Origin of the sequence: Paraburkholderia bonniea (assembly GCF_009455625.1) — a bacterium.
In the GTDB taxonomy this organism is placed as follows: domain Bacteria; phylum Pseudomonadota; class Gammaproteobacteria; order Burkholderiales; family Burkholderiaceae; genus Paraburkholderia; species Paraburkholderia bonniea.
Map to the genome: position 1 here is coordinate 1,433,435 of NZ_QPEQ01000001.1, position 12,094 is coordinate 1,445,528.

Genomic DNA, 12,094 nt, shown 5'->3' on the forward strand with positions numbered 1-12,094 from the left:
GCCTTCATTACAGTCCAGCAGTGTATTTTTCGCTGGATTACGTGCGTGACAGAAATTTGTTTCTAACGCTTGCTGACTGGGCCGGACAGCACTGGGTGCGGCGCGCATTGCGCCGTGGCGGGGGGGGGTAAGCGAGGCGTTCACGCGAAAGGTGTTAAAGAGCGATGCGTTCAAGCGAGGCACTAGAACGCATCGCCAAAGTACCGGATGGCACGCAGGGCTGGCTTAGAGCGGCAGGCTAGGGCTGTATTGCCCAGGTTTGCCGCCGATCTCTTCGGCGATCCGGCTCATGCATGCCAGCAATGCGGGTGCGGCGCGGCTGGCCAGCCATTCACGCGTGCAGGGTTGGGCTGGGCCGTCGCAACTGACGGCATAGTGTTCGCCCGATGGCCCGGAAAAACCGGCTGCGATGGCGTTGAGCCCTTCGTGCCATTCACCGGCCGAGATGGCAAAGCCTTCGGTCTGGATGGTGTGCAACGCATGCTCAAGTTGCTCGCAGACGCCCGCCCATTCCCCTCCGGCTGCGGCCTGCAGGCTGGCTAGCAGGATCTGCCGTTCGCTTGCCGATAAAGCACCCAGATAGACACGTCCCACGGCAGTCCGGCATAGCGGCATGCGTGAGCCCACATCAAGACGCGAGACGAGCGCTGCCGAGCGTGGCCGGAGTGTGTCGATCACGACCATTTCGAGCCGGTCGCGCACGGCTAGATGAACCGAAAGCGCGGTGGTTTCGGCGAGTTCCATCAAAAACGGGCGAGCGCGGGTCCGAATATCCAGATTGCGCAAAAAGCCGTTGCTGAGTTCGAGCACGGATGCGGCGAGGGCGAAGTGTTCGGTATCTGGCAGACGAAACAAAAATCCCGCATGAACCAGGGTTGCGGTGATACGCGAGACGGTCGGCTTGGGGATGCTGGTTTGTTCGGCGAGCTCCCGGTTGCTGAGTGGCGCATTGGCTGCGGCAATACGTCGCAGCACGCTCAGGCCGCGCACGAGCGCGAGGATGTCTTCGCTGTGGCTGTCGCGGTCTTTTTCCTTGTGTTTTTCGTCGCTGGGCGGAGAAAACGGCGTAGAAGGCTGATTCATATTGATTTTTGGAATGACATTTCAGTTTGGCGGTGCCTGACTGGCAGATGGCTTATGCTAGGCTTCGGAGTAAATATTCTCTTTGAATGAAAGTTTCATGGTTTCGTATGACAAATAATTGTATGGCGTGCAATTATATGAATATTGCCCGCCCCCTAGATTTTTCTTGACTTAGGCAGTCGAAACGTAAAAAATGGAACCTTATTTCGAAAGCAGGTTTTAACCCCGATTAAGTCCCAGATTAAGCATCGAATGGGCATTAAGCCGGTAATAAATACCTGATTAACCTTGGGTCATACATCAGGTTTTTCCTGCCCCAGGTTTTCGAATCCAGTCTCTCAGGTTCTAGCACGGCCCTCGGAATGGCTAGAACTTTTAAGGCGTCACGGTCACGTGACGCCTTTTTTTTATTTGTCGGTTTTGTGCGCGCGGCGCACACGGCTGAAAAGCGTGTGGTCTGGTCAGCCGGTGTGCTGTGTCATTGAGGTCTGTGTGTCTGGCGATGCAGTCCCGAGATCAAATCGACCTGGGTAATCATGCCGACCAGATGGTTGGCTGCGTCGACAACCGGAATGTGGTGATGGCCGTAGTTGGCGAACATGGGCACGAGTTCGGTGATCGGCGCGCTGGCAGGCACCGAGCACACATGAGTGCTCATCACCGCACCGACTTCCAGCGTGTGCTGCGGCGCATGCCGGAGCCAGCGGCCAACCCGTCCAAGGATGCCGCCAGCCGTGCGAGCCCGCTGTGGCTCAAGCAGATCGGCGCGGGTCACAATGCCGACGATACGCTGGTGCGCGTCGACGACAGGTAGCGCCTTGACCCGCTCGCGTTTTAGCAGGTTTCGTGCGGTTTCAACTGGCGTATGAGGTGCTGCAGTGACGACCCGGCGCGACATGATGTCCTCGCAGCAAAGTTCAGCAAAACTGCGGCCGAATGCCTGAAGCTGGGTGTCCCGCAGCAATGACTCAAGGTCGCCTGGGTCGATATCCAGCATTTCGCCCCGCCGCTTGAGCACGGCTTCGAGATCGGCGCGGGTGAACCCGGGAGTCATGGCATCGGGGGCAGCGCTGCCAGCAGGGCTGCGGCTTTGCGCGCCGATGTGCGGATAGCGATGGCCCGTTAGCGCGTGATAAACGAGGGCCGCGCCAAGCAGGGCGGCAGACTGAAACGCAACCGGTTGCAGCACGAAGCCGTAGCCCGCTGCGTGCACTGCCGGCCCACCTAGCACGGCGGTTAGGGCGACCGCCCCTGAGGGCGGATGCACGCAGCGCAGCGCGAACATGCCGCCGATGGCAAGCCCGACCGCCAGGCTGGCGGCAATGAGTGGATTGGCGATCATGCTGGCGCAGGTCACGCCGACGGTCGCGGCGACCAGGTTGCCGCCGATCAATGACCAGGGCTGTGCCAGCGGGCTAGCCGGCACAGCAAAGAGCAGCACGGCGGATGCGCCCATCGGTGCGATCAGCAACGGAAGATAGGACGAGGGGCCGAACAAGAGCCAGGTTGCGCCACCGGTGAAGGCAATCCCCAGCAATGCGCCGGCGCACGAGCGCAAGCGTTCGTGCCAGTTGACGGTGATAGGGGCGGGGATAAAGCTCGACAACCAGCGCAAGAGGGCGGAACGGGACACGGCCTGACCAGAAAAAGGCAGGAAGCAGCCTGCTGCGGCAGCGCTGCTCCTACGCGTAAAACGTGGTGAACAGAAATGGACGACGGCCGCCAATATAGCTCATTGCGAGATAGCGCCTGCTGCTAACGGTGTCTTGGCGGGGCTGTCTGTGAGCCTATGTTGAGCCGTGTAACAGCGTTGCGAGCGCGAGCGATGGCTGAGGTGATCAGCGGGTCATGAGCGCGACGGTGCCAAAGCCGAGCAGCGTCATGGCCAGTGACGCGCCGACATGCACCGCGATTTCGCCAAAGGCCCAGCCAAGCCGCCCGTGCTGAAGATGCAGCACGACTTCAGCGGAGAACGTTGAAAACGTCGACAGCCCGCCCATCAGGCCGGTGATGATGAACAGCCGCCATTCGGGAGCGATGGTGGGATGACGCGCAAAGTAGGCGACTGCGACACCAATCACGTAGCCCGCGATGACGTTCGCCGCGAGGGTGCCGAGCGGTAGTTCGGGGAAGATCCGGTTCAGGCGGATACCGAGGAGCCAGCGCGCAAGTGAACCGACTGCGCCGCCAAGGCCGACGGCGAAAATAGACATATACATGGCATTAAACCAGGTCAGGATAAATGGCCAGAAGCTGCCGGAAGAGGCCCGGGACGGCCAGTGCAGCAGTGCGGATGCCGCCGCAGGTTTCTGGTGAACGGTAATGGAACGGTAACGCGCAGCGCACTTCAGCCGGGAGCGGTGCGGTTGGTGAAAAGCGGAAGCTGGTTCAGCAGGAACGGGAGGTGCCGCGCGGCGTATGGTCAAGCGGAGGGGAGTCTAACATTCGCGTGTGCCAGCCATGCCCTGAAGCGCAGGGGGAGGGCTGGGACACGGGGCCTGCCATCTTCAGGCGGCAAAAAGCCGGACTGGCTTGAGTAATTTGCCGCCGCGAATGGACCAGTAGCAACTGCAAACCACTAGCACTAGCGCGCCGAGCAGCATGGCTTGCGGATCAGGCTTCAGGCCATGGAAGCCATTGACGGTCAGCAGGCCGCGCGCAACGATCAGCGACGCAGCCCATAACGCAATGACTGCCTGCACTAGCAGGCGGATGCCCGCTCGCCTGCGGGCACGGTTTTCCAGCGACCAGCTCGCGCGGCGGCGAGTGCAGCAATAGGCAAGTGCGCACAGTGCGGTCAATAGGATGACGATCCAGTCGGTCAGATTCATATAGGGGGCCTCCTTGCAGAGCGCCACTATAGGAATGCTTATTCCGGTTGCCTATCGGATTAGGCTTAGAAGCTGTTGTGAAATTAAGTTTATGGGCGGTTAGCTTTTCTGACATGGCATTGAGGACGGTCTGCAAAAGTCCTGGCATTACGCTGCTGCCCAGCTATCCTGGAAACAGAGCGAATTAGGAGAGGAGCAACCTGATGACGCAGCTTGGGTCCTGGTCTGGATCTGTCAGCGAAGCGCATGTGCATGCGGGAATTTCTCGATGAGATGCGACGTGTTGTGTCCTGTGAAGCTGATTACGCTTATCGAGCCGCATTGGCCGCAAGCAGGCTCGCGGTGGCCGGCGATAAGGCTGCCGCTACACCGTACCGGTTGTAAGCGCGCTTTGTGGTAATCGCGTTATAGCGCCGCGTGGCCAGCACAAAGAGCGCTACCCACAATCAAAACAGCAACGCTTGAGGTCGGATTTTTCTTGCGTGGAGGGGGCATTGGATAGGCTCACAGTGGGGGACGGCAAAGATTGAAGCGCACATCCTAAGCTGCGCGACCCATGGACTTCGTTTTAAACAATGTATGCCTATTTTTTTGAACTTAGGAACGAACAGGCATCACTTCGTTACCTAGTTTGGCAAATCCCACATTTTGGATTCATATCAATGACTGACATCTCATCTAACAAAAAAATTTCCTTAAACTCATCCGCGAACGGTAACGCTCAAATATCTAACCATGGTGGTTCAATGGTGGTGAATGGAGTGGTCAAAACTATATCTACCGTATCACCAAAAAATCCAGTCACGCTCTGCTCATTTCATCTGTCAAAAGCACTCACCAGTGGAGGAGTAAGCATTTCTAGTGGAGAAAAAATCCCCTTCAGAGAACGGGTAATTTATACTCATAAATTAATTAACAAAACCATGGAAAACATGGTGCTTAAAAAATTAATAATTGATCACCTTATTTCGATTGGAAATGAATCAATACTTAATGCATTATTCGATATTTGCAGTGGTGAAATTGGCGAGTTGCCCGATCCTTTTTACCCTGATCGAAAAATATTGGACCGCTTAAAAAAAGAAAAAAATTATCCGGCAGGCGATTCGTGGAGAGTCAACCTGTTTTTAAATCCCGCTTATAAAATCAATCCTGATAATGAAAATTACTGGATGTGCGCCTTGAGAGAATTAAGAAATTTGCAAGGTGGGATCGTGTCAGCAGCAGTAGCCGAAATTTCTGAATTACACTACCCAGAAAGTCAACTGACCTCGCCTGGCTTAAGCTCGGGGGATGAATTATATGATAAGCGTGACAGCATTATCTCAAGGCTTAAAAACACTCTCAACTATTACCGCAATGCCGTTCTTCCACTGGGTTTAATTAGAAAGGATGATGTGTTATTCGATATCCGCAAGATAAATTCTCTTTTTTCCCTCCCTCCAGAAGCCGGAGAGCCCATCAAGGGAGATCTGGTTATTGAAGGAGATATTGGAATTTACGGCAAGGATTTAAATTTTGATAATTCAGCTTACTCATCAATTACGATTATTGATCGTCCAGGGCGGGACGGGCGCAAGAGAAATTATGACCTGCTTGATTGCAAAAAAATTACCCAGATCAAAATTTTAGGTGATTGCGATATTTATGATCTCGGAATTCTCGAAAAGCTTAAAAATAATAATACCATAAAAGAGGTAACGCTTGCGCATACTGTTAATGGCCTCGCCGCACCAGGTCTGCATAAAGCGATCATGGGGATGAAGGCCCTCGAAAAAGTAATTATATTCCCCCGTTATTCGCTAATAACTGGGGATGCCCAAAAAAATCAAAATCATTTTGATTTTTTATTTGGAAATAAAAATATTATAAATCTTGAGATTTCATTTTTTAACAACGACAATAGTATTTTTGATTCTTTTACCAAAAATCTTCCTGCCCGTAAAATCAATCAATCAATCAAATTTCTTACATTAAAAATCCGTAGCCCAATACCTGAAAAATTAGATCTGCGGCAGTTCGATTTCTCCAGATTCTCTAAATTTGATGCGTTAACGATAGAGTTGCCGAATGTTGCCAGATTCAATGATTTGGATATTCTATTAAAAATAAAAACCCTTAAAATTCTAAAATTAGAAAAAGGTCCTGCGTTATCTATTGCAAACCCTAAATCCAGGGAAGAAGATCTTGGTTTGATTAACCAGTCAATCGCAAATATGCCAAATGTCCTTGCAGCGTCTTTTCAACGTAAAAATGACATACTAAAAAAATGGCCTGACATGAAACCCTACGCAGACCTGCTTGCGCCAGAATTTAATCTGGTTGTGTCTTTCGATAACCGTTCCCCACTGATTATTCATCTGAATGGAGCAGGCACTAAGGAATAGCCGTGACGATTCCCAGCCCTGTTAAGTCTGAATGCGCTTGATGACTGGACGGTTGGACGCCGTGACATGTGCGATCCTGGAAATGAAATGGCCCGCGCACCGGCTGTGCCATGGTTGCCATTGCTTGACTGCGAAAAGGTCCAGAGGGCCGTCCTATAGAACGGTTAGCGACCCGGTAAGCAGAGTGGGAACTTTGACCACCTCACCTAAACAGGCCCTTTCGCGGAAGAGGCTTCCGTCGCTGGAACTGGGACACAGGATTGCTGCTTCAGCACCCATCCAGCACGGCCAGCTCATTGAGCCCCCTAAAATTTCCTCAACACACTGTCCTGAATCGCGTTATCGCGGTAGCCGCTGCCGTACTGGCCGGCGTATCTGAAGCCCCCCGTCGAGCATGGCGTGGCGCTCAGCCACGAGCATTCGGCCAGCTTTATCCCGCTGGCAATATTGAGATGCTGTATGTTGTGCCATTTGCTGCGCGCCAGGGTTTGGGGCAAGCGTTGCTTGAATGGCTTGAAGCAGCGGCACGCCAGGCTGGGTCCATGTGGTTGACGGCCAAGGTTAGCCTGAGCGCCCGGAAATGTTTTGCGACTGCTGGTTTTCAGGTGCTCGCAGAGGAAGATGTTCAACGCAACGGCGTGTCATTACGCCGCTTTCGCATGGAGAAGCCGCTCGCTGCGGCGTGACCTTGGTTATGACGATTTTTATTCACTCTTCTGTGTTCCGCCGTACGGCACTTGCGCTGATCTTGCTGGGCGTGCTCGGGGCCTGCCATAAAGACGACTCATCTGCCGGGCAAGCGGCGAACAGTTTGACGGATGTGGCCAGACAAGCCAGTGAGAAGTTGGACCAGGCAGCCAGCTTTGTCGGCCAGCAAGTGGATTCCGCTCGCGCTACGGCGCAGCAGCACATTGGTGCCGCGGCTTCGGCTGCGTTGAGTGCTTCGGCGGCTTCCGGGGCTTCCGCGCCGGGCGTTACGCTGAACCCTGATGCGCTGGCATCGAGTGCTCAGGCTCATCTGCGCGGCGCAGCCAGCGCGGTGTTAGGCAAGGCGGCGGGACTGACTGGCGCGGGTCTCGAAACGGCTGGACGTAAATTGCAGGAGTGGTCTAGTCAGACCTCCGCGGCTGGCAGCGATCCCGCATCGGAAAAAAAATCACAGTAAGACATGCCAGGGAAGTTTGATTCGCACGAAACCCGTGTGGGTGGCGGTTTTTGGGGCGGTTTGGGGCTGCGGCTTTATCTATCGCTTAATGCGCTGGCCAAGCCAGTGGTGTGAGTCGGCAGGCATGTTATTGCGGCGCATCGCCTATCGCTGGCGGGAGACAGCCCCGTGTTACGCAGGAAGTCACTTCGTCGTGCCGCCCGGCATTCTGGTGGCGGAGCAGCTTGATGCTTTGATGCTTTGATGCGTCAGATCGTGACGGCTGGGGACGATAGCGCATCGAGGTCTGGGCTGGCGGAGCCGGGTTTATCTGGTTTCACCGTAACCGGCTCGCCTGGTGATGGCTAGCAGGCTCAGGCAAGTTCAAACAGATTCAGCGACGGCAACGAGATCATTCACCCGGGTAGCGATTTCCGGTCCTGCGACGCCATACACATGCAGCGATACCGCAGGGGCGTGACTGGCGTTGCCTAGCTGGTGAATGCCGCCCCGGCCTGCATGCGTGAACGATATTGCTCCCGTGTTACGCGGATGGCTCCGCACCGCGCTGGCGTGCTCCGTTGTTTGATTCCAGCTAAAGAGCGTTTCCGTCAACGTCCCCTCAAGCACCGTATAGCCGCACCATGTTTGATGGCCATGCACGGGGCTCATCTGCCCAGGCATCCAGACCAGCGCGACGATGGCATAACGGCCTTGAGGATCGGCCGCAAGCAGATGACGCCGGTAGCAATCGGGGGCTCCTTCGCGCTGAGCGGGGGTGAGCAAGGCGGGTGCCGCGATCGCAGAAGCGAGCGCGGCGCGCACGCCTTGCGCAAAAGCGACGGCTTGCCCGGGCTCGCGGTACGAGGTGCAGAGCGTGTCGAGGGTATTGCACAGCGTCATCAGCGGCAGATTGGCCTTGGCCGGTGCCGCGCGCGTAACGTTTTGCTGCGGTGTTGGCACGGCGGCCAAATGCGGGTGGCGTGCGACGGAGGAGGGGAGCGTGAGCAGGTCGGTATTGTGGCGCATGGGAGCAGACGAGCAGGAAATAGCTTGGGTAACCGTGTTTATACCGGTAGGCACGAAGAAAAAGGTTTTATACCATTCCCTTTGTTCCATGAAATTTGGAATATTTTTCTACTTTCTATGAAGAATAAAGATGGATGCTATTGACATAACCTTGCTGGAGCTACTCCAGGCCGACGCGACGATTCCGGTTGCCGAACTGGCGCAACGCGTCAACCTCACCCAAACGCCTTGCTGGAAGCGCGTCCAGCGTCTGAAAGAAAGCGGCGTGATTCGCGCTCAGGTCGCCTTGTGCGATCCACGCAAGCTGGGGGTGGGCACGACGGTCTTTGTGTCGGTGCGGACTAATGAGCACACCGAGGCATGGGCGCAGATGTTTACCCGGGCCGTGCGCGATATTCCAGAAGTCGTGGAGGTGTACCGGATGAGCGGCGAGACCGATTACTTATTGCGGGTGGTGGTGTCGGATATCGACGATTACGACCGGATTTACAAGCAGTTGATCCGGGCGGTGCCGCTGTATGACGTCAGCTCGAGTTTTGCCATGGAGCAGATCAAGTACTCGACGGCGTTGCCCGTGCGCTTGCCGGACGGCGGCTGAATTTGCCGCGATTTTCCGCAAAAAGGCGGGCGGGGCGAAGACTGCGCCCGCTCGCCGGGATTGCACAACCGCCGGAACCGCTGCATCACTGAACCACCGGGCGGGCGCAGCGTAAAATGCGCCTCGCTGGTTTATTCCTGTCTGCTTTTTTATCCTCACCCACCCACAGGCAAAGTGATCTGATGACCCTTCCACGCAAGAAAAATCCGACTTCCGGCATCGCTATATTTATCGTGGTGGTGGTTTTGCTGGTGCTGGCCGCGCTGCTGTACAACGCGATTACCGAAAAACGTGATTTCGAGCGCCAGAATGACGCGCCGCCTGCTGCTTCCGCCGCAGCACTCGCCGGGGTGCCGTCTGTTAGTGCCAGCACGGCTAGCACGGCCAACGTTCAAAATTAAATCCCTCCAGCCTGCCCGCCTCAGCCCCTGAAAAAGGGTGAGCGGGCTCGTTCCTGTCAGGTTTGAGGCAAGCGAATCATGCTTGCATCTTTGCGAATCAGCGTCGCAGCTTGCACCATTTGTTTGCATTGATGGGCAAGCTGTTTTAGCTCCGAAATCGCATCGGCCGAAACTTCCGCTGATTTTTCCGCTTCGATCACCATCGCATCGAGCTCGCGCGTCAGCTGTTTGGCGATGCTGGGCTGATCGGCCGGGGGCGCGACGCCGGCTTCCGCTTGAGTCAGCGTGTCACGGATCAGCGTGAGCGCATGTTGCAACGGTTGATAGACCGCGCCAGGGTTTTGGGCTGAGTTGCGTAGCAGCGGGGCGGCGGCGGTGATTTGCGACGCTAGTTCGTGGCTGCGCACGAGTAGGTCGTTGAGTTCGGGGACAAATTTCTGCGCTGCCTTGGGCTCTAGCATCATGCGCTGGAATGCCTGGCCCAGATTAGCGAACGCGATGTGAACATTTTTGCGTGCCAGCCGATAGCGAAAATCGCGGTCGAGTGCGCTGACCACAGCCGCCGCAGCGGAAATCGCGCCGGGGGGCTTGCTGGCGGGGGTGGTGGGCGTGGCAAGAGAGGGCGTGGCGTTGGCTGGAGGCGCGCTCTCCAGGACGTGCATCGCGGGGGCCGGAAGGCTGGCCACCGGGGTGTTTGTGCTGGTGCCGGGGCTGGCAGTGGTTGATGTGGCTGGAGTGGTTGATGTGGCCGTAACCGCTGTTGTTGCCGCTGCCGCTGTTGCTACTGTGGCCGTAACCGCTACGTTCGCACTTGCCGCCGCTACGGGCGTTTTGCCGCTGCTTTGGCTGCCCGGTGCTGCGGCCGGGACCAAAGCAGCGCTGGGCTTGCCACCCCACCACCAACTGGCTTCGAGATACTGGCGCGTGGCGGCGATCATGTCGTTGACCAGCTTGCCCATCAAGCGGTATTCCCAGTACGGAAACAGATGGCTTGCGGCAATGGCGATGGCGCAGCCGACCACCGTATCAATGGCTCGCTCACCGATGATCCGCATGCTGCCAGGCGCGAGCAGATGGAACATTAGCAGCACGTACGATGAAGTGAACACGACGCTAGCCGTGTAGTTGAACAGCAGCAGGCTGTAGCTCATCACCATTGAAGCGAACATCGCCACGATTAGCAGGTGGGGCTCCTTGACGAACATCATCAGCGTGATGCTGGCGGCGCAGCCGATCAGCGTACCGATGATCCGCTGACTATTGCGTTGTTTAGTGAGCGAGTAGCCCGGTTTCAAAATGATGACGGTTGTCATCACGATCCAATAAGCGTTGGTGAGCGGCAGCAGCCGCCCTAGCCAGAAACCGGTGGCGACCGCGATCGTGACGCGCAGCGCATGGCGGAAGCTGGGCGAGGCCATCGTCAGGTTCGAAAAAATCTGCAGAAACGGAACCCGCCGGCTGGAAACGAAGCGCGAGAGCGCCTGGTCTATGCGTAGTTCGGTTTCAGTGGTGTTGGCCTCGTTCGAGAGGCTTGCGCGCATTTTGTCGATCAGGCGAGTGGAGCTCCAGATACGCCGGAACGTCGCCGAAACCGCCGCGTAGGCCTCCGGATTTTTCGCTGGCAGGTCTTGCCGGCGCATTTGCTCAAGTTCGAATTCAATCGCGCGCAATTCGGCTTTCACATTGGTGCGCATGCGTGGCGCACGGCTTTGCAGCACCGCGAGGCCGATGTCTTCGAGATCAGCCGCGGCCTTGCGGATCAGGTCACGATAAAAAATCATCAGATCCGAGCCGCCGAACGTATTGCGCGCCAGCGGGTAATCGGTGTGGGCACCGACGAACAACTCGTGCAGGTCGACGGTATTGATAAACAGGTTGAACAGCATCGTGCGGCGCGGGTTGAGCTTGCCGCTTTTGAGCTGGGGCAGATTGCGCAGCACGATATCGCGCGCGGCATCCTGGCGTTCGACGGCGGCGATCTGGCGCGCTACGAGGTTGCGGTAGCACTCGTCCAGATCGTTGTCGATGTCGTAAAAATCGGCTCGGGCGAGCAGATAATCCGCGCAGGCAAATACGCTTTCGGCTAGCGCTTGTTGTTCGATGCGCTGCATTTGCCAGCGGCTGACCAGCGTCGACCAGTAGGTGTACCAGAGGCCGCCAGCCAGAATCCATGCGGCATTGACCAGCGCCTGCATGGGCGTGAAGTGCTCTTCAAGCGTCATGATCATCATGAAGAGCGTGGCGAAGCTGATCTGCGGCCAGCGGTTGCCGTACACCACGATTAGCGAGAGCACGAAGGTCAGTGGCACCACGGTGGCCCAGAGCGCCACCGGGTTCACCGTGGCCAGCCCGGTGGCCAGCGCGGCCAGAAAGCCAATCACCGAACACGCGAGCATTTCATTGTGTTTGTATTTCAGCGGCCCGGGCATGTCGACGACGCATGCGCCAAGCGCGCCGGTGGCAATCGTGAAACCTAATTCACGGTTGTGAAACACAATCAGGCATAGTACGGCGGGCAATGAAACACCGACTGCGATGCGCAAACCGCCATAAAAATACTGGCTATATAAGAATTTTTTGATTTCAACCGAATAGCGCATCGACTGCCTGGATTTTCGTGC

At 56.3% G+C, this 12,094-nt stretch carries 11 protein-coding genes; 5 read left to right on the forward strand and 6 right to left on the reverse strand.

Annotated features, from left to right (window positions below):
- Positions 1-225 precede the first annotated feature (225 nt).
- The 4 genes from GH656_RS06270 to GH656_RS06285 all read right to left on the reverse strand — a co-directional run bounded on the left by GH656_RS06270 (position 226) and on the right by GH656_RS06285 (position 3,914).
- Entirely contained in the window at positions 226-1,083 is an 858-nt protein-coding gene (locus GH656_RS06270) for an IclR family transcriptional regulator (protein WP_153075080.1), read from the reverse strand.
- Between the two features lie 478 nt (positions 1,084-1,561).
- Positions 1,562-2,716, reverse strand: coding sequence for an HPP family protein (locus GH656_RS06275; protein WP_153075081.1), 1,155 nt, complete (start codon positions 2,714-2,716; stop codon positions 1,562-1,564).
- 205 nt (positions 2,717-2,921) lie between these two features.
- Positions 2,922-3,302, reverse strand: coding sequence for a fluoride efflux transporter CrcB (crcB, locus tag GH656_RS06280; protein WP_153075082.1), 381 nt, complete (start codon positions 3,300-3,302; stop codon positions 2,922-2,924).
- Positions 3,303-3,590: 288 nt separating this feature from the next.
- Positions 3,591-3,914: a hypothetical protein gene (locus tag GH656_RS06285; RefSeq protein ID WP_153075083.1), complete on the reverse strand. Its 324-nt coding sequence runs from the start codon at positions 3,912-3,914 to the stop codon at positions 3,591-3,593.
- Positions 3,915-4,576: 662 nt separating this feature from the next.
- Here GH656_RS06285 and GH656_RS06290 point away from each other — a divergent pair.
- From GH656_RS06290 to GH656_RS06300, 3 genes are all read left to right on the forward strand, one after another.
- The gene (locus tag GH656_RS06290; RefSeq protein WP_153075084.1) at positions 4,577-6,301 is read left to right on the forward strand and encodes a hypothetical protein; all 1,725 of its coding nucleotides are present in this window, start codon (positions 4,577-4,579) and stop codon (positions 6,299-6,301) included.
- A 296-nt stretch (positions 6,302-6,597) separates the two neighbouring features.
- Positions 6,598-6,987 (forward strand): GNAT family N-acetyltransferase, encoded by a 390-nt coding sequence (locus tag GH656_RS18155; protein ID WP_281349639.1) that lies wholly within the window; start codon positions 6,598-6,600, stop codon positions 6,985-6,987.
- Positions 6,988-6,995: 8 nt separating this feature from the next.
- Complete coding sequence (locus GH656_RS06300) at positions 6,996-7,466, forward strand: BCAL1086 family glycoprotein (protein ID WP_153075086.1); 471 nt, start codon at positions 6,996-6,998, stop codon at positions 7,464-7,466.
- Positions 7,467-7,829: 363 nt separating this feature from the next.
- On the opposite strand, the gene GH656_RS06305 is transcribed toward GH656_RS06300, so the two are convergent.
- Positions 7,830-8,474 (reverse strand): cysteine dioxygenase family protein, encoded by a 645-nt coding sequence (locus GH656_RS06305; RefSeq protein ID WP_153075087.1) that lies wholly within the window; start codon positions 8,472-8,474, stop codon positions 7,830-7,832.
- A 130-nt stretch (positions 8,475-8,604) separates the two neighbouring features.
- Between GH656_RS06305 and GH656_RS06310 the strand changes: the two genes are divergently transcribed.
- Positions 8,605-9,072 carry an Lrp/AsnC family transcriptional regulator gene (locus tag GH656_RS06310; protein WP_153075088.1) on the forward strand — a complete coding sequence of 156 codons (468 nt, stop codon included), beginning with the start codon at positions 8,605-8,607 and terminating at the stop codon, positions 9,070-9,072.
- A 182-nt stretch (positions 9,073-9,254) separates the two neighbouring features.
- Complete coding sequence (locus tag GH656_RS06315) at positions 9,255-9,473, forward strand: hypothetical protein (RefSeq protein WP_153075089.1); 219 nt, start codon at positions 9,255-9,257, stop codon at positions 9,471-9,473.
- 56 nt (positions 9,474-9,529) lie between these two features.
- Here GH656_RS06315 and GH656_RS06320 read toward each other — a convergent pair whose 3' ends face one another.
- Positions 9,530-12,073: an FUSC family protein gene (locus GH656_RS06320; protein WP_153075090.1), complete on the reverse strand. Its 2,544-nt coding sequence runs from the start codon at positions 12,071-12,073 to the stop codon at positions 9,530-9,532.
- Positions 12,074-12,094 lie beyond the last annotated feature (21 nt).